This is a genomic window from Rhizobium sp. P2_G9 (assembly GCF_056403475.1).
The window spans coordinates 99,986-119,047 of sequence record NZ_JBFUFK010000013.1 but is presented as its reverse complement, the minus strand read 5'-3'; the positions used below and the strand labels follow the sequence as shown (position 1 = coordinate 119,047).

Sequence of the window (19,062 nt, the reverse complement as noted above, 5' to 3'; positions counted from 1 at the left end):
CAGTTCAGCGGCTTGGCAAGGCATCCTGCACGTCATGGCAGAGGAGTGCCCATCAGCTTCAATCATTCGTGATCCGCAGCCTCGTGCCCTCACGTCATCATAAAATAATCGTGATCAGGGCCGAATAAACTCCCTCGGCGACGCGTCTTCCACCATGCCGGCAGACCGCGCCAAAAGCGGTCGCGCGTGCGACTTTACCCGAGGGAGGCAAATGTTGCGGCTCAACGACCGACATGGTGATTTTACGCGTGCACCTGCTGCGCCGAGGCCTTTTGCGCTTCCCTTCACCAGACACAAATCCTTCATTTCGCAAGACAATTCATTGGCGGGAGGCATTCGATCAGCACTTCGATCTTGACTTGCCTCCGCCCGCACTGAAACATTGGATCATCGGCCCAGCGCCACAATCGGGAGCACTTACGTCCATGCGCACGTTCATCCGATCCGCCCTCATTCTCGGTACTTTGCTACTTCAGCCCTTCGCCGCCCACGCCGCCGGCGCCAACCACAGCGTGGTCACCGTCAAGGATGCGGATTATTTCGGTTTCGACCTGCGCACCGTGCAGAACCTGACGCTCGACCAATGCAAAACCACCTGCATGGGCGACGACCAGTGCAAGGCCTTCACCTATAATGTGAAAGCCAAGTGGTGCTTCCTGAAGTCGGATTTCAACAAGATGAACCCCTTCGTCGGCGCGATCGCCGGCAAGGTGGTCGACACCATAGCCGAGCCCGATATCGGCGCCGCACCGCCGCTGAAATTCCTCACCGAACAGCAGACCAACGACGCCAAACAGATGCGCGCCAATCTCGCGACCGCTGACGGCCAGGCCGATATGGGCCTGCAGTCGCTGCTGTTCATCGCCCGCAAGGACGTGACCTCCGGCACGATCGACCATGCGCTCGCCACGTTCAAGAGCGCGCTGGTGATCTCGCCCGACGATTCCCAGCTCTGGACCGAGATGGCCGATGCGGCCAACCGCATCACCGCCAACAGCGACGTCAACAATGCCGGCCTGCAGGCGGCGATCAACGCCTATCAGGTGAGCCGCAGCAAGGGCCTGCGTGCCGCAGCACTCTCCAGCCTCGCCAAGGCGCTGGCGAATATGGAGAATTACCGCCCGGCGCTGACCGCCTACAAGGCCAGCCTGAAGCTGGTGCAGAGCCCGGCGGTCGAGACCGCCTATGAGGACCTGCGCGCCCGCCAGGGTTTCCGCGTCACCGGCAACACCATCGACAATGACAATGCCAATCCGCGCGCCTGCGTGCAATTCTCCGAAGCGCTGGTGAAGAGCGGCACCGATTATTCGTCCTATGTCACCGTCGACGGCGCCGCCCCCAAGGCGATTTCCAACAAGGGCAGCCAGCTCTGCGTCGAAGGCCTCGTCCACGGCGACCGCTACAAGATCGCGCTGCGCGCCGGCCTGCCGTCCTCGGTCGACGAGCCCCTGCAGAACCAGGTCGACCTCGACGTCTATGTCAAGGATCGCGACGCCTCCGTGCGCTTCACCGGCGACAATTTCGTCCTGCCGGGCACGGCCCGCCATGGCATTCCGATTGTCTCGATCAACACGCCAAGCGCCCTGCTGAAACTCTATCGCATCGGCGACCGCAACATCACCTCGATCCTGACCAATTCGCAATTCCTCTCCCAGCTCGACGGTTATCGGGCGCAGACGGTCGAAAACGACCAGGGTCAGCTGATCTGGCAGGGCACGATCGACATCAAGTCGGAGCTCAACAAGGAAGTCATCACCTCCTTCCCGGTCGACACGGCGCTGCCGAAGCGCGAACCCGGCATCTATGTCCTGACCGCCGTCGCCGGCGACAAGGACAGTTCCGACAATTGGGACGGCAAGTCGACGCAATGGTTCGTCGTCTCCGATATCGGCATTTCCACCTATGCCGGCACCGATGGCCTCAATGTCTTCACCCGTTCGCTCGCCTCCGCCAAGCCGCTGCCCGGCGTGACGCTGACGCTGCTGGCCCGCAACAATGAAGTGCTCGGCACCGCGACATCGGACCAGAACGGCCGCGCCGTGATCTCCGCCGGCCTGATGCGCGGCAAAGCCGGCATGACACCCGCCATGCTGACCGCCAGGAGTGGCGACAAGGACTATGTCTTCCTCGACCTGACCCGCGCCGGCTTCGATCTTTCCGACCGCGGCGTCACCGGCCGTGCCGCCCCCGGCGCCGTCGACGTGCTGAGCTGGACCGAGCGCGGCATCTACCGCGCCGGCGAAACCGTACATGTCTCGGCCCTTGCCCGCGACATCGCCGCGCAAGCGATCGACAAGCTGCCGCTGACGTTCATCTTCACCCGCCCCGACGGCGTCGAAGATCGCCGCATGGTCGTCAATGACAGCCATGCCGGCGGCTATAATCTCGACCTGCCGCTGCTCAACACCGCCATGCGCGGCACCTGGACGGTCCGCGCCTATACCGACGTCAACCAGGCTGCGCTGAGCGAAGAGACCTTCCTCGTCGAAGATTTCACCCCCGACCGCATCGAATTCACCATGACGGCCAAGGATAAGGCCATCGAGCCTGGCCTGGCCGCCAAGGTCGATATCGACGGCCGTTTCCTCTATGGCGCGCCGGCTGCCGGTCTTGACCTCGAAGGCGATATCGGCGTCAAGCCGACCCATACCAGCGATGCCTATCCCGGCTATCTCTTCGGCCTCGCCGACGAGCAGGCCGGCGACGACACCCGCACGCCGCTCGATAGCCTGCCGTCCCTCGACGACCAGGGCAAGGCCACGCTCGACATCAACCTGCCGAGCCTGCCCTCGACCACCCAGCTCCTGCAGGCCAATATCGTCGTCCGCATGAAGGAAGCCGGTGGCCGCGCCGTCGAACGCCACGTCACGCTGCCGGTCAGGACCGGCAATGAAATGATCGGCATCAAGCCGGAATTCGACGGTTATGTCGGCGAGAATTCGCTGGCCGCCTTCCATGTCATCGCGCTCGACCGCGACGCCAAGAAGACCGCCATGACCGGCCTGACCTGGCGCCTGATGGCCATCGACCGCGACTACCAATGGTATCGCGATGGCACCTCCTGGCGCTATGAACCGGTCGACACGCCGAGACAGGTCGCCAGCGGCAATATCGACGTGACCACCGACGGCGCCCGTGTGCAGGCGCCGGTCACCTGGGGCCGCTATCGCCTGGAGATCGAGACCGCCAGCAGTGACGGCGCGACGTCGAGCGTCGAATTCGACGCCGGCTGGTATGTGCCGCAGGCCTCGACCGATACGCCGGATGGCCTTGAAATCGCGCTCGACCGCGACAGCTACAAGGTCGGCGATGTCGCCAAGCTGCATATCTCGCCGCGCTTTGCCGGCGAGGCGCTGATCAATGTCGGCACCGAAAGCGTCATCGAGACGATCAACGCCTCGGTTTCGAAGGACGGCACCGATATCGAAATCCCGGTCACCAAGGATTTCGGCGCCGGCGCCTATGTCACCGCGACGCTCTTCCGCCCCGGTGATGCACAGGCAAGCCGCATGCCGATGCGCGCCATCGGCGTCAAATGGCTGACGGTCGATCCGGGCGAGAACCATCTCAACGTGTCGCTGACCGCTCCCGACAAGATGCTCCCGCGCCAGCCGCTCGATATCGCCGTCGCCGTCAAGGGCGCCGGCGCCAACGAAGACGCCTATGTCACGGTCGCCGCCGTCGATGTCGGCATCCTGAACCTCACCAACTACGAACCGCCGGCGCCGGAAGACTGGTATTTCGGCCAGCGCCGGCTCGGCCTCGAAATCCGCGACATCTATGGTCGCCTGATCGATGGGTCGCTCGGCACGATGGGTGCGCTGCGCAACGGCGGTGACGGTACGGAAAGGCCGCTCGGCGCCAACCCGCCCACCCAGAAGCTGATCGCCTTCTTCTCCGGTCCGGTGAAGCTGGACGCGCAAGGGATGGCGCATGTCAAATTCGACATCCCTCAGTTCAACGGCACGGCCCGCCTGATGGCGGTGGCCTGGACCAAGGCCGGCCTCGGCCATGCGACCCGCGACGTGATCATCCGCGACCCCGTGGTGATCACCGCCTCGATGCCGAAATTCCTCGCACCCGGGGATCAGGCGGAATTGCGCCTCGACGTTGCCGACACCGATGCGCCGGCAGGCGACTATACACTGACCATCTCGCCGGATCCGACGATCTCGATCGACAGCAAGGCGCAGACCCGCAAGGTGACGCTGACTGCCGGCGGCAAGACGGCGCTGATCGTGCCGGTCAAGGGTGGCCTGCCCGGCCAGGGCGCACTGACCTTGACGCTTGCCAGGGAGGGCGGCTTCAACATCACGCAGAATGTCGATGTCCTCGTCCGGCCCTCGACGCTACCGATGACCGAGCGGCGCCTGGTGCGCATCGATCCGGGTCGCACTCTGCTCGTCGACAGCCAGCTGCTGGCCAATTCGATCATGCAGGGCGCCTCGATCAGCGTCAACCTGACGCGGTCGCCGGCCTTCGACATACCCGGCCTCTTGATGTCGCTCGACCGCTACCCCTATGGCTGCGCCGAGCAGACCACCAGCCGCGCGATGCCGCTGCTCTATCTCAGCGAGCTCAACGCCAAGGCCGGCCTGCCGGATGACGGCGAAGTCAAGAAGCGCGTGCAGGAGGCCATCTATCGCGTGCTGTCCTACCAGGCCTCGACGGGCAGCTTCGGCCTCTGGGGTCCGGGCTCCGGCGACTTCTGGCTCGATGACTATGTCACCGACTTCCTGACCCGCGCCCGCGAGCAGAAATATGACGTGCCGGAACAGGCTTTGGTCTCGGCGCTCAACAATCTCGAAAACCAGCTCGGCTATGACAACAATGTCGCCGGCCGCGGCGAAGAGATGGCCTATGCGCTCTATGTGCTGGCCCGCAACCGCAAGGCCGCGATCAGCGACCTGCGTTACTATGCCGACACGATGATCGGCCAGTTCCCCACCGAACTGTCCAAGGCCTATATCGGCGCGGCCCTGGCGCTCTATGGCGACCACGAACGCTCCGAGCGCATCTTCGCCGAGGCCGCGCATCAGCAGGGTCTGCTGACCGAGGTCAATTGGGCTCGCTCCAACTATGGTTCGAACCTGCGCGACGATGCGGCGATCCTGGCTCTGGCGGCCGAAAGCCGTCCGATGTCGCAGATCGTGCCTGACATGACCAACGTCGTCGGCAAGGAATGGGAGAAGTCGACCTGGACCAGCACCCAGGAACAGGCCTGGCTGACGCTCGCAGCCCGCGCACTCAAGGATGCCGACCAGGATATCCGCGTCGAGGTCAATGATCAGGTGAAGAAGGGCGGCTATGAAACCCGGCTGACGGGTGACGCGCTGCTGACCCATCCGATCAACATCGTCAACACTGCCAATGATCCGGTCACGGCAGTGGTGACGACGGTTGCCTCGCCCAAGGAGCCGCTGAATGCCGGCGGTAACGGCTTCGACATCTCGCGCGCTTACTATACGATGGACGGCGAGGAAGCCAATATCAGCGACATCAAGCAGAACGAGCGTTATGTCGTCGTCCTCAAGGTCAACGTCAACAACGACTGGTCGTCGCGCCTGATGATCACCGACCTCTTGCCGGCCGGCTTCGAGATCGACAATCCGAGCTTGGTCAACAGCGCCGACCTGACGAATTTCGACTGGCTGCCGCAGACCCAGGCTGCCCATCTCGAATTCCGCTACGACCGGTTCCTCGCGGCGGTCGACCACAATCCGGGCGACAATGCCGAGATCACGCTCGCCTATGTCGTCCGTGCGGTGAACCCGGGCGTCTATGACCATCCGGCCGCACAGGTCGAAGACATGTACCGGCCGCAATTCTCGGCCCGTACCGCAGCCGGCAAGATGGAAGTCGAAAAGAAATGAAGCTCGGGCACAGATTGCTGGCCTTCTCGGTGGTCCAGGCGGCATTGGCCGCCGGGATCACCTGGGGTCTGCATGCCGCCGACCAGGCCTTTCCGCCGCCGCTCACCGCGGCGTCGGAGCGTTCACGCGAAGTGCTGGATGCCGATGGCCAGCTGCTGCGCGCCTTCACCACCAAGGACGGCAAATGGCGCCTGAAGGTCAAGGCGTCCGACGTCGATCCGCGCTATCTCAAAATGCTGGTCGCCTACGAGGATCAGCGCTTCTACGATCATGACGGCATCGATCTCGTCGCCATGAGCCGCGCCTTCCTCCAGGTCTTCACCCATGGCCATGTCGTCTCCGGCGCTTCGACGCTGTCCATGCAGGTGGCGCGCCTGATCGAGCCGCGGCCGGAACGCTCCCTGGGCGCCAAGCTGTTGCAGATGGCCCGCGCCGTGCAAATCGAACGGCGGCTGACCAAGGCTGAGATCCTCGATCTCTATCTCAATCTCGCCCCCTATGGCGGCAATGTCGAAGGCATCCGCTCGGCGAGCCTCGCCTATTTCGGCCGCGAGCCGAAACGGCTGACCGTCGGCGAAGCAGCCCTGCTCGTGTCGCTGCCGCAATCGCCCGAACGCCGCCGCCCGGACCGCTTCTACGACAATGCCCGCGCCGCCCGCGAACGCGTGCTGGAGCGGCTGTCGGTCGAGACCGTCATCGGCGACAGCGAAGCCGGCCGCGCCCGTTTCACCGCCATTCCGCGCCGGCGCCTGATGCCGGCCTTCGCCGCCCATATCGCCGAGGCAGCCCTGCGCAAGCAGCCGAAGCAGCAGGTCTTCAAGACGACGCTGAAGCGCAATATCCAGCGGGCGCTGGAAGACGTGGCCCGCGATGCCGCGTCGCGGCTTGGCCCGAAAGTCTCGGTCGCCATGGTCATGGCCGATGCCCGCACCGGCGCCATCGTCGCTGAGATCGGCTCGGCCAATTATTTCGACGCCAGCCGCTTCGGCTGGATCGACCAGACGCGCATCCTGCGCTCGCCCGGCTCGACGCTGAAACCGTTCATCTATGGGCTCGCCTTCGAAGACGGCATGATCGCCCAGCAGACGATCATCGAAGACCGTCCGGCCGATTTCTCCGGCTATCGGCCGAAGAATTTCGACACATCCTACCAGGGCGACGTCACCATCCGCCAGGCGCTGCAGATGAGCCTCAACGTACCGGCGGTGCGCGTGCTCGATGCGGTGGGTACGACGAAACTGCTCGTCCGCTTCCGCCGCGCCAACGTCAAGCCGGTGCTGCCGACCGACGACACGCCGGGCCTGGCGATCGCGCTCGGCGGCGTCGGCATCACGCTGCATGATCTTGTGCAACTCTATTGCGGGCTGGCCAATCGCGGCCATCCGGTCAATATCGGCGACGGCATCCACGAGCAGCCGAGCCAGATCGACGGCGAGCCGATCCTCGATGCGGTCGCCGACTGGCAGGTGACCGATATCCTCTCCGGCATGCGCCCGCCGCTCGGCGCCATCAATCGCGGCATCGCCTACAAGACCGGCACCAGCTATGGCTTTCGCGACGCCTGGACGGTCGGCTTCGATGGCCGCTACGTGCTCGGCGTCTGGGTCGGCCGCGCCGACAATGCCGCGATCCCCGGCCTTTCCGGCTTCGTCTCGGCCGCGCCCATCCTGTTCGACGCCTTTGCCAAATCGGGCGTGGCCTATACGCCGCTGCACGAAGCACCGGCCGGTGCGTTCAGGCTCTCGGAGTCGGAGCTGCCGGTCACCCTCAAACGCTTCGCCCGCAATGCCAATGGCCTCGTGACGATCAGCGCACGCGAACCTGCACCGCAGATCGTCTATCCGCCCGAGGATGCGCAGATCGAGCTCGACCTCGCGACAGCCGACGCCATGCCGCTGTCATTGAAACTGCAGGGCGGCAGGCCGCCGTTCCGCTGGCTGGCGAACGGCAGGACGCTGGATGATCCGACCCGCAACCGGACCTATCAATGGCAGCCGGACGGGGCGGGGTATTCGACGCTGACGGTGATTGATGCCGTCGGGCGGGCGGCGACGGTGCATGTGTTTTTGAAGTAGGCATGCACGGTGGCGACACGACTGTTGGGTCTACCCCATTTCCGGACGGAGAACCGGTATCCACTTCTCCTGGAATTGCTCTGGGAATACGCAGCTCTGCCTATTTCAACCCGACTACTCATCGTTTGCAGAGGAACTATGTATGCAGTTTGAGATCCGCTTTCGAAGGACACATAAGAAACCAATTGCAGTGGAAATTGAATGCGCCGCCGACGCGGACTATGGCGTCAAGCTCCGCGAGGCCCTGGGCCAGGCGCTGGAAGCCAATGCAGATCTGACGGGGGCGGAGCTCAAAGGGATCAACCTTCAGGACGCACTTTTGCGAGGAGCCGACCTCAGCGACGTCGATTTGCGGAAAGCGGACTTGCGGGGCGCTGCGCTGACAGGCACCGATCTGACCGGCGCCGACCTTCGGGAGGTTGATCTCAGGGACGCCGATATGGCAGGCGCCACGCTGACGGGCGCCGATCTCAGGGGCGCCATCCTGCCGGCTGCGCCGAAAATCGACAATATCCACCGGACTGTCTACGCTGCGGCATCGCGACCCGGCGCACTTGATATGGAATACTGGCATACTTCGGAGACAACGCACAGCCGTGCCGGCTGGGTCGTGACATCCGCCGGAGATGCGGGACTGAAACTCGAAGAGAGCGTCGGTACGGCGACTGCGGCGATCCTGATCTATCTGGCCAGCGATCCGACAATCGATCGCGTTCCAGATTTTTACAGCGAAAATGCCGAGGCACTCGCCGACATGAAACGTCTGGCCGACGCCGAAGAGGCGAGATGATGGACCACAACGCGCTGGAAGGCTGTAAATGAGCGCAGCGCAGTCTGCCTTCCAGCAAGTTGGCCCAGTCGGCCCGAAGCTGCGATTTCGGCCAACTCGCAGAACAATCGTGGAATATGTAACATTAAAGTGGCTCGACCGCCCAGAGGGGGGTGCCACACGGTAAAATGCCGAAGCCCCAAGCAATCGCAGCGACAGCCGCTAAGCCACCAACTGCCCCGCCTCACCCTTCGCCGCATCGCCAATCCTGAACTGCCCAATCAGCGCCATGAGATTATCAGCCTCCGTGGCGAGATGCTGGGTGGCGGCATTGGTCTCCTCCACCATGGCCGCATTCTGTTGCGTCATATGATCCATCGAATTGACGGACGCATTGACTTCACCCAATGCAAGCGCTTGGTCACGGCTCGCCACGGCGATCATCTCCACCCGTTCGGAGACGGTGACGATTTTTTCCGAAATCTCCGTCAGGACCCTGCCGGTCTCCTGCACCAACTGCGATCCTGCTGACACTTCATTACTCGACGTTTCAATCAGGCCCTTGATTTCCTGCGCCGCCTGTGCCGACCGCTGCGCGAGCTCGCGCACTTCCTGCGCCACGACCGCAAAGCCCTTGCCGGCCTCTCCGGCGCGTGCCGCTTCAATGCCGGCATTCAGGGCCAGCAGGTTGGTTTGAAAGGCGATTTCATCGATCACGCTGATGATCTGGACGATCTGGTTCGAGGCTCCCTCGATCCGGCCCATGGCATCGATCGCATTTGCGACGACCACCGAGGACGCATCCGCGGACTGCTTGGTCTCGGAGACGATCTGATTGGCCTCCTGCGCCCGCTCGGAAGAGGATTTGACCGTCACGGTAATCTCCTCGACCGCTGCCGCGGTTTGTTCGAGAGAGGCGGCCTGCTGTTCGGTGCGCTTGGACAGTTCGTCGACCGCCGCACTCATCTCGCCGGCATTGCGCTGGATCAGGAAGATATTGTCGCGGACATTCGCCATCGTCGTCTGCAACCGTAGCAGCGACGTGTTGAAATCACTGCGCAGCTGTTCGAGACGGCCGAAGAAAGGCGTCTCGATCGTCTGCGAAATATCACCCTGCGACAACCGGCCGAGGCCTGCGGCAAGCGCATTGACGGCAAAGTCGATCTGGCCGTCGATATCGAGCTTTTCCTGGTCATTGCGCAGGCGCTCGGCTTCCGCAGTGGCGCGCTCGGCTTCGCTCTGGCGTTCGATCTCGATCTTGGCGACCGCATTCTGCTTGAAAACGCCGAGCGCGCGCGCCATTTCGCCGATTTCGTCGACGCGCGCTTGCCCATTGATCGCTGTGTCGAGCTTTCCTTCCGAGAGCTTGCGCATGGCCGACGTGATCTGCCCGATCGGCCCCTTGAAGGTCATGACCAATCCGATGCCGGCAAAGATGGCGATCAAGATCCCGGCCAGCGTCGTGCCGATCGAGATAGAATTGGCGCTGTCGCGCTCCGCTCCGGCGCTTTGCATCTGCGACTGGGCGAACTGGGTGAGATGTTGCCAGACCGCGCCGATTTCAGCGGAGCCAACGGCAAATTCGGTGCTGCGCTTCTCGCTGATATCAACCAGAGCCTGGCTGTGGGACAGCAGGCTGTCCGCCACTTTGCCAAGCTGCGTTCCCAAATCCTTGAACTCTGCAATGCTGCCGGAATTCGTCAGCAGCCCGCCAATGCTCTTCTTCATGAACTGCAGCCTGTCGGACACCGCAGCCTGGTTGCTCTTGCTTGCCTCGAGCAGAAAACTTGCAAACTGGATCTTGACGTTGAAGACATCCTCTACGATCTGCTTGGCGGCGAGCGTGGCGCGACCGACCGGGATCGCCGCGGTCTTCGCTTTGGTCAGCTGTGCCGCCGCCTCGCGCATTTTTTCGCCATAGGCGTCAATCAGCCTGGCCAATGTCTTTTTCGCGGCAACCGCGCTCTCGGTCAGCGTGTCATTCGGCAGGACGGAGGTCACGTCGACTGCCGCCTGCAACGCCTTGAAGGATTGGTCGAATTCATTCGGAAGCAGCTTGAACGCCACCGGCAGATTGCTCTCCAGCAGGCCGCGTTGCCAGCTGAAGCCGGCAATCAGTGCCTTGACCGCGGCCTGCTTGTCGCCAACGGATTTTGCCGCATCGAATTTGTCGAAGCCACCGGCGATTGCCTGGATGACATTGTCTATTTTGCTGGCGGCGAGAAAGATCTTGTCGGCCGCGTCCGTGTCCTTCTTCATCAGGAACTGAAGCTTGGCGCTATTGGTCTTGAGTCCCGCCTGCAGCTTGGTCAAAGCGTCCATGTCGCTCTTGATCTCAGCCCGCACAGCGCTTTCGTCCTCGAAAAGCTTCCAGAGCGTTTCGATCTGAGCGTCCGTGTGACCGACGCCCTCGATGGCCGCCGTCAGGTCCGAAGCACCGGCCGCATTTCCTGCCAACGAGGCGCGGACCGTCTCAAGTATGGTCTTCTGATTGGCCAATTGAGCGAGAACGGCGTCGCGCGCATTCGTGGACGAATGTTCGAGAAACTGGTTCATCGCCGCCGAGACGTCGCGGAAACCGCCAAGGGAGCGCATGATCTCGCTCGACAGCACAAGTCTGTTGCTCAGGGTGCGTGACGTCGCAAAGCCGATGACGCCGACTGCGCAGATACACAAGATGAACGGCACGACGAAGATCGATACCTTCGTCTGTATCTTGAAGCGCGAAAGAAGGTCATCGATTCTCACGGAGCAACTCCTTGATCGCTGTCGCATCGCATCGGATGCGGGTGTCGTCACACTGTTCGAATTTTGGTGGAATCGCATTTGAGAGAGGTTGGACGCGACAGTCGTGTCGCATCGGTGTGCTTTCGGCGCTTCCGGCCATCGGCGTTCCGCAGTGTTGACACCCCATCGGCCCTGCTGCGTTGATCGAAGGCGCGCATCTCCCAACGAGGCAAGGCTCGCAGATGCTTGCTCCCTCTTCTCCCATCGGGGAGAAGTTGGCCCATAGAGGCCGGATGAGGGGGGCGCCCCACGCGCGAAGCCCTCATCTGTCCTTAGGACAACTTCTCCCCGCGGGGGAGGACAGGGAGGGCGCGGCTACGCCCTGCCCTTGCGCTTCTGCCTGTAGACGTCGATCGCCACCGCCGCGACGATGATCGCGCCCTTGACGATTTCCTGGTAATACGCACCCACCCTGAGGAAGGTGAAGCCCGACGTCACCACGCCGAGAATGATCGTGCCGATCACCGTGCCCGTGATCCGTCCGACGCCGCCCGCCAGCGACGTGCCGCCGATCACAGCGCCGGCAATCGCGTCCAGTTCGAAGCCGATGCCCATATTCGGCTGGCCGGACTGGGCACGAGCCGCGAGCATCACGCCGGCGAGGCCGGAGAGCAGGCCGGCAACGGCATAGACCTTGATCAGGTGCCGGCCGATATCGATACCCGAGACGCGGGCCGCCAGCGGATTGGCGCCGATCGCATAGGTGAACTTGCCGTAACGCGTATAGGCAAGTGCGATGTGACAGATGATTGCCACAAGGAAGAAAATGATCACCGGCCGCGGCACCGGAAAGCCCGCAACCTCAAAGCTCTGGCCGAACCAGGCGAAATCCGGGCTGAGCAGCGCCACCGGCTGGCCTTCCGTGTACCAGCGTGCCAGACCGCGTGCCGACACCATCATGCCCAGCGTGGCGATGAATGGCGGAATGCCGGTCTTGGCGATCAGGAAACCATTCAACCAGCCAAGCAGCAAGCCAAGCAGCAGGCCGGCAACGATCGCCCAGACCGGGCTCGCATCGATGAACCAGCCGAAACCGAACTTCGACCATTCCGGCTGCAGGAAGACGGCGCGCGAATTGATCGCCGTCTGCGCAAAGCTGGCGGCCACCATGGCGATGAAACCCACCATCGATCCGGACGACAGGTCGACGCCGCCGGTGATGATGACCTGGGTGACGCCCACGGCGATGATGCCGGTGACCGCCACCTGCAGCACGATGATCGAGATGCGCTGCTTGTTGGCGATGAAGCTGTCGCCGATGAAATACCAGCCGAGCACCTCGAAGACCAGGATGATGCCGATCAGCACCGCAAGGATCGAAATCTCGGCCGGCAGTCTGCGGACCTTCTTCAGACCGGTGGCGGAAGTATTGCCTAATTCGTTTGTTCTCTCAGTCATAACCGTCTCCCCACACCGTCACCGATCAGTGTGACGCCAGTTCCATGATCTTCACCTGGTCCGCATCCTTGCGGTCCAGAATACCCGTCACACGTCCTTCATGCAGCACCAGGATGCGGTCGCTCATGCCGAGGACCTCAGGCATTTCCGACGAGATCATGATGACCGCCACCCCCTGCCCCGCCAGTTGCGAGATCAGCCGGTGGATTTCCGCCTTGGCGCCGACATCGATGCCGCGCGTCGGCTCGTCGAGGATGAGAATCTTCGGGTCGGTCATCAGCCAGCGGCTGATCAGCACTTTCTGCTGGTTGCCGCCGGACAGGTTCAGGATGCGCTCGTGCATGTCGGGCGTGCGCACCCTGAGCCGATTGGCCATGGTAGCCGCATCGCGCGACAGCTTGCCCTGCTGCACGAAGCCGAAATTGACATAGCGGTTCTGCAGCACCGCCATCTGGGCATTTTCCTGGATGTCGAGCAGCAGGAAGCAGCCTGTTTCCTTGCGATCTTCCGTCAGGAAGGCCATGCCATGCCGCATCGCCACCGCCGGCGACGACATCTTGACCTCCTCGCCGCGGATGAAGATCTGGCCGGAATTGGCCGGCGTGACGCCGAAGATCGTCTCGGCGACATTGGAGCGCCCGGAGCCGACCAGCCCGGCAAAGCCCAGAATCTCGCCGGCGCGGACATCAAAACTGACATCGTGGAAGATGCCCTTCAGCGTCAGATTCTTGACCGAAAGCACCACATCGCCGATCGGCACCGTCTCCTTGGGGAACATCTGCGTGATTTCGCGGCCGACCATCATGCGGATGATGTCGTCACGGGTGACCTCGCTCGACGGCTTGGTGGCAATATAGTGTCCATCGCGAAACACCGAGACCTCGTCGGCGATCTCGAACAGCTCGTTCATCTTGTGGGTGATGTAGATGATGCCTTTGCCTTCGGCCTTCAGCGACCGGATGATGCGGAACAGGTGGCTCACCTCCTTTTCCGTCAGCGCCGAGGTCGGCTCGTCCATGATCAGCACATCGGAATTGTAGGAGACCGCCTTGGCGATCTCGACCATCTGCCGGCTGGCGACCGACAGCCGGCCGATCTTGATCTCGGGGTCGATATCGATATCGAGCCGCTTGAACAGCGCCTCCGTCATACGGTTCATCTCGCCGTGATTGATCAGGCCGAAACGGCTCCTCGGCTCGCGGCGGATCCAGATATTCTCGGCCACGGTCATCGGATTCATCAGGTTGAGCTCCTGATGGATCATGGCGATACCGTTTTCCAGCGCATCGAGCGGGCTCTTGAGGCGGATGTCCTGGCCGCGCAGCTTGAAGCTGCCGGTGTCGGGCGTGTAGATGCCGGCGAGAATCTTCATCAGCGTCGACTTGCCGGCGCCGTTCTCGCCCATCAGCGCATGTACGGTACCGCGCTTGAGCTTGAGCTCAACCTTGTCGAGTGCGACGACGCCCGGAAATTCCTTGCGCACATCCTCCACTTCGAGAAGGTATTCGGAGCCGGGCACCGCACCGCTTTCGCGCACGGCCTGCATCGTGGACGGGCTGACTGTCATGGGCATGATCCTTGCAACGGCACTATCCTTGGAGCATACCGTGCGCCGCCCCTTGACAGGGCGACGCACGGCAATCGGATACCCTCGCCGATCAGTTCTTGGTCACGAACTTGGCCATGTTGTCAGGCGTGACCAGCTGGAACGGAATCCAGACCTTCGTCTCGACCTTCTCGCCCTTGGCAAGCTTGATCGCCGCGTCGACCGCGCCGGAACCCTGGCCGAACGCATCCTGGAAGACGGTGACGTCGAGATCGCCGTTCTTCATATAAGCCAGCGCTTCCTGGGTGGCGTCGACGCCGCCGACGACGACATCCTTCATATCCCAGCCGGCAGCCTTCATGGCGTTGATCGCGCCGATCGCCATATTGTCGTTGTTGGCGATCACGGCGGCAGGCTTGTGGCCGGCGGCGATCCAGTTGGTCATCAGGTCCTGCGCCTTGACCGGATCCCAGACGGCGGTCTGCTCGTCGAGGATCTTCATGCCAGCGCAGTCCGGCGTGGCGATCACGTCATGGATGTCCTTGGTGCGCTGTACGGCGGCCTGGTTGGCAAGGTCGCCTTCCATGACCAGGATGTCGCCCTTGCCCTTGAGCAGGCGGCAGACTTCCTTGGTTTCCAGCGTGCCGGAATCGGCTTCGTTGGAGGCAACGAACGCACCCTTGGGACCGAGCGCATCGACGTCGATCGGCTGGCGGTTGACATAGACGATCGGGATGCCGGCATCGTTGGCAAGTTTGGTCATCGGTGCCGAGGCCGAGGTATCGACCGCATTGACGATGATCGCATCGACCTTGGCGGCGATGAAGTTCTGGATCTGCGACAGCTGCTTCTGCACGTCGTCGTCGGCGATTTCGATCTGCACCGGCTGGTTGGCATCCGCCGCCGCCTTCTCGATGCCCTTGCGCAGCACCGTCAGGAACGTATCGGAATCGGCCATCGACACGCCGATCGTGCCGGCATGCGCCGAAGCCGCCATGATCGCGGCCATCGCTGTCCCGAGCAGGAATTTCTTCATTGTCTTTCTCCTCCACATGCGGTGTCCGGCGGCACCTCACTTGAACCGGAACCCCGTTCTTCGGGGCCAACTGTTTGCGGATATCTCCCAATATCCAATATGGAACATAAAATCCGCCGTTCCATATTTCGGAATTTTTATTCCATTTTCTGCGGCTGTCAATCCGGTCCGTTCCCTTTTTTGTGGAACGGACCGGATTTCGCCCTCGCTCATCGAACTTTCAGACCGGCCGGTCGATATAGTCCATGCTGTCTTTGATCATCTTCTCAGGATCGGCATTGTCGTGTACCGACGCCGCGAACGGCTCGAACGAGAAGTAGCCGTCGTAACCAGCGGCGCTGAGCGCCCTGATCTGGCTGACATTGTCCATCCGGTCGCCCGGCCCGACCATGACGCGATGCGCATCCAGCATATCGTCGATGCCGACGGCAGTGTCGGTGACACCGGAAATATGCACCAGTCCGGTCCGCTCGGCAAAAATTTCCGGTTCGCCAGCGAGCACGTGATGGAATGTATCATGCACCAGGCGAAAAATGCCGGTGCCGCCGACGGCATTGATGGCGTCGACCGCCTCCCGCTTGGAGCGCAGCGAACAGATCTGGAAGCCGAGCGGCTCGACCAGGCCGGTCAAGCCGTGATCGGCCAGGATCGGCTTCAGCGCCTTGAGCGATACCCGCACATTGCCCTGCCGCTCGCCTTCCGCCCGGCCGCTGCCGTCATTGACGGGCACCAGGACCAGCGCCTTGGCACCGCAATCGCGGGCATAGGCCGCAAGCTCGACCGCTTCCTTTTCCCGCGCATCATTCCATTCGTTGAAGCGCTGCAAGGCATTGATCGAAATGATGTCCAGACGGGCTTCGCCGGCCAGGTCGCGGATTTTTGCCGGCGGCGTGCCGTCGAGAATGGCGTTGCCGGCGAGGTCGTTGCGGATTTCCACCGCGCTGATGCCGAGCGATTTTGCAAGCTCGAAAAACTTGGAAACGCCGAGACGCGGCGCGGTCATATGGTTCAATGCGTATTTCATTCTGCCTCATTCCGGCGCTTATGTCAGCGGCCGGTTCCTCCGGTTTCGCGCATAAGTCAGCAGGTTCGGAGGCTTTCGTCAAAGCGGAATCGGCTTGCGAAAGTAGCATCCCTGAAAGAAAGAACGGCAGAAATGATGGGATTCTTGCAAGAGAAGGTCGCCGGCTCCCTCTTCTCCAGCGGGGAGAAGAGGGAGCCGGAAGCGCTCAAATATTCTCCGGCACATACATCTCGAACGGCAGGAACGTCTGCCCCGGCACGCTCGCCGGACCATTCTCGATCGTTTTCACCATCAGGCCGATCAAGTCGCGGCAGAGATGCTGCAGCGGCGTGGCGATCGCCATCATCACCACGTCGTCGGCGAGCGCCGAGCGCGAATCCGGCGTCAGTTCGTTGACGACGATGTTGAGCTTGCCGCCGAGTTGTTCCTCGCGGATCGCCGAGATCGCCCCCTCCATGCCGCCGCCGGCGACATAGAAGCCGATCAGGTCCGGATGCCGGTGCAAGAGATCGAGCGTCGCCTCATGGGTGATCTGCCGCGTCTCGAGATTGACCAGCGTGTCCAGCACCTCGAATTCCGGCGCATGTTCGCGGAAATAGGAGCGGAAACCCATTTCGCGCAATTCATGGCCATGAAATCTGTGGCTGCCGACGAAAACCGCCACCTTGCCCGGCCGCTTCGCCGCCTTGGCGATCATCCACGCTGCGGTCCGCCCGACCTTGCGGTTGTTGAGGCCGAGATAGCCCTCGCGAATGCCGGAGGCGAAGTCGGAGAGCAGCGAGAACACCGGAATGCCCTTGGCCTTCAACTCCTCGACCGCCACCGTCAGCGCCGGATAATCGGGCGCCGTCATCGCCAGCGCCTGGTTGCGGCCGCCGACCGTGCGGATCATGTCGGCAAGCGCGGTCGGCGTCTGGTTGGTGGCGAATTCGATCTGCGGCACACCGCGAATACCCGGCGCGGACAGAACCGCATTTTCCAGTTCGCGGGCGAAAGCCTGGTAGAAATCATGCTTCGGCTTCTGCAGGATGAAGCCGAGTTTATATTGCGGCAGGCCTTCGAAGACGCGTTGCCGCAGCAGGCTGACCGCATGGAAGCCGATATCGGTGGCGGCGTCATAGACCCGCCGCGACGTTTCCTCCCGCACCTTGTGACGGCCGTTGATCACCCGGTCGACCGTGGCGACGCTGACGCCCGCGGCCTTGGCAAGGTCGGCAATGGTGGGGCGCGAGGCCATGCCCTCTCCTCCGTTTGAGAGAAACATATCATCATGAGGATGTGTTTTGCAATGAATGATAGAATATTTCATAGGTGCATTGAGCAACGCCGCCGATCACCCTATCCTTTCGTCATTCAACGCGCACCCGATATCCGGCGCCGGCGGCCCGAACCACCGCGGGAGGAAGTTTATGAAGACACCGACGAAAAGAGATTACAGCCTGCTGGGGATCGATGGCGCCAAAGCCGCCGAGGACGGACTGTCTGCCGCCGAATGGTATCACACAGACATCCCGCRCAAGGAGATGAAGGAAWTGATGAGCCGCAGCGATGGCCCGGCGATCCGCGACACGATCCTCTGGTTTGCGCTGCTGATCGGCTTCGGCGGCACCGCCGCGCTGCTCTGGGGCTCCTGGTGGTCGGTTCCGTTCTTCATCGCCTATGGCGTGCTCTACGGTTCGTCTTCGGATTCGCGCTGGCACGAATGCGGCCACGGCACCGCCTTCAAGACGCGCTGGATCAACGACGCGGTCTATGCCATTGCCTGCTTCATGATCATGCGCAATCCGGCGATCTGGCGCTGGAGCCATACGCGCCATCACACCGACACGATCATCGTCGGCCGCGACCCGGAAATCGTCGCCATGCGCCCGCCGGCCTTGTGGAAGATCGCGCTCAATTTCTTCAACATCATCAACGCGCCCACCGCGCTCTGGAGCGCCGTCAACTATGCCTTCGGCCGGCTGAGCGAGGAGGAGAAGACCTTCGTTCCGCAATCCGAATGGCCGAAGGTTTACTGGACCGCGCGGGCCTGGATGGCGATCTATGTGGCAACGATCGCGATCGCCCTTGCTTTCCATTCCATCCTGCCGCTGATGCTGATCGGCATCCTGCCGACCATGTATGGCGGCTGGTTCTCCAACATGGTCGGCCTGACCCAGCATGCTGGCCTTGCCGAGAACGTGCTCGACCATCGGCTGAATTCGCGCACCGTCTACATGAACCCGGTCTTCCGCTTCCTCTATTGGAATATGAACTATCATGTGGAGCATCACATGTTCCCCATGGTCCCCTATCATGCGCTGCCCAGGCTGCATGAGCGGATGAAGGCCGACACGCCGAAGCCCTATGCCTCGACCTGGGAAGCCTATCGGGAAATCATTCCCGCCCTGTGGCGCCAGCGCCGCGAGCCGGAATGGTATGTCCGCCGCGAACTGCCGGCCTCGGCCAAGCCCTATCGGCCGGAATTCCACGGCGAGGTCGTCGCCATGCCGGCCGAATAGATCATTTTGATGCCAAATTGATCACGACACACCTCAAAAAGACGCTATAACGA

10 protein-coding genes are annotated in these 19,062 nt (G+C 62.3%); 4 read left to right on the top strand and 6 right to left on the bottom strand.

Annotation, left to right across the window (positions count from 1 at the left end):
* The first annotated feature begins 425 nt into the window (after window positions 1-425).
* The 3 genes from AC1DYF_RS12960 (at window position 426) to AC1DYF_RS12950 (ending at window position 8,738) form a co-directional block, all read left to right on the top strand.
* Window positions 426-5,873: an alpha-2-macroglobulin family protein gene (locus AC1DYF_RS12960; protein WP_477877146.1), complete on the top strand. Its 5,448-nt coding sequence runs from the start codon at window positions 426-428 to the stop codon at window positions 5,871-5,873.
* On the top strand, window positions 5,870-7,948 hold the full coding sequence (pbpC, locus tag AC1DYF_RS12955) for a penicillin-binding protein 1C (protein WP_477877145.1): 2,079 nt from the start codon (window positions 5,870-5,872) through the stop codon (window positions 7,946-7,948). The genes AC1DYF_RS12960 and pbpC overlap by 4 nt, the downstream gene beginning before the upstream one ends.
* 190 nt (window positions 7,949-8,138) lie before the next feature.
* Entirely contained in the window at window positions 8,139-8,738 is a 600-nt protein-coding gene (locus AC1DYF_RS12950; protein ID WP_477877144.1) for a pentapeptide repeat-containing protein, read from the top strand.
* 201 nt (window positions 8,739-8,939) lie between these two features.
* Here the strand turns inward: AC1DYF_RS12950 and AC1DYF_RS12945 are convergent, their stop codons facing one another.
* The 6 genes from AC1DYF_RS12945 to AC1DYF_RS12920 form a co-directional block, all read right to left on the bottom strand.
* Window positions 8,940-11,465, bottom strand: coding sequence for a methyl-accepting chemotaxis protein (locus AC1DYF_RS12945; RefSeq protein WP_477877143.1), 2,526 nt, complete (start codon window positions 11,463-11,465; stop codon window positions 8,940-8,942).
* A 354-nt stretch (window positions 11,466-11,819) separates the two neighbouring features.
* Complete coding sequence (locus AC1DYF_RS12940) at window positions 11,820-12,902, bottom strand: ABC transporter permease (RefSeq protein WP_477877142.1); 1,083 nt, start codon at window positions 12,900-12,902, stop codon at window positions 11,820-11,822.
* A 25-nt stretch (window positions 12,903-12,927) separates the two neighbouring features.
* A complete protein-coding gene (locus AC1DYF_RS12935) occupies window positions 12,928-14,469 on the bottom strand; it encodes a sugar ABC transporter ATP-binding protein (RefSeq protein ID WP_477877141.1) in 1,542 nt (513 codons plus the stop codon).
* A 91-nt stretch (window positions 14,470-14,560) separates the two neighbouring features.
* Window positions 14,561-15,484 carry a sugar ABC transporter substrate-binding protein gene (locus AC1DYF_RS12930; protein WP_477877140.1) on the bottom strand — a complete coding sequence of 308 codons (924 nt, stop codon included), beginning with the start codon at window positions 15,482-15,484 and terminating at the stop codon, window positions 14,561-14,563.
* A 220-nt stretch (window positions 15,485-15,704) separates the two neighbouring features.
* Entirely contained in the window at window positions 15,705-16,508 is an 804-nt protein-coding gene (locus AC1DYF_RS12925; RefSeq protein WP_477877139.1) for a TIM barrel protein, read from the bottom strand.
* Window positions 16,509-16,713: 205 nt separating this feature from the next.
* Complete coding sequence (locus tag AC1DYF_RS12920) at window positions 16,714-17,745, bottom strand: LacI family DNA-binding transcriptional regulator (protein WP_477877138.1); 1,032 nt, start codon at window positions 17,743-17,745, stop codon at window positions 16,714-16,716.
* A 172-nt stretch (window positions 17,746-17,917) separates the two neighbouring features.
* Between AC1DYF_RS12920 and AC1DYF_RS12915 the strand changes: the two genes are divergently transcribed.
* On the top strand, window positions 17,918-19,009 hold the full coding sequence (locus AC1DYF_RS12915) for a fatty acid desaturase family protein (protein WP_477877137.1): 1,092 nt from the start codon (window positions 17,918-17,920) through the stop codon (window positions 19,007-19,009).
* Window positions 19,010-19,062 lie beyond the last annotated feature (53 nt).

Coding starts and splice junctions, on each gene's coding strand:
- AC1DYF_RS12925 (WP_477877139.1), bottom strand. CDS start 16,508: ATGAAATACGCATTGAACCATATGACCGCGCCGCGTCTCGGCGTTTCC.
- AC1DYF_RS12960 (WP_477877146.1), top strand. CDS start 426: ATGCGCACGTTCATCCGATCCGCCCTCATTCTCGGTACTTTGCTACTT.
- AC1DYF_RS12940 (WP_477877142.1), bottom strand. CDS start 12,902: ATGACTGAGAGAACAAACGAATTAGGCAATACTTCCGCCACCGGTCTG.
- AC1DYF_RS12935 (WP_477877141.1), bottom strand. CDS start 14,469: ATGACAGTCAGCCCGTCCACGATGCAGGCCGTGCGCGAAAGCGGTGCG.
- pbpC (WP_477877145.1), top strand. CDS start 5,870: ATGAAGCTCGGGCACAGATTGCTGGCCTTCTCGGTGGTCCAGGCGGCA.
- AC1DYF_RS12930 (WP_477877140.1), bottom strand. CDS start 15,484: ATGAAGAAATTCCTGCTCGGGACAGCGATGGCCGCGATCATGGCGGCT.
- AC1DYF_RS12920 (WP_477877138.1), bottom strand. CDS start 17,745: ATGGCCTCGCGCCCCACCATTGCCGACCTTGCCAAGGCCGCGGGCGTC.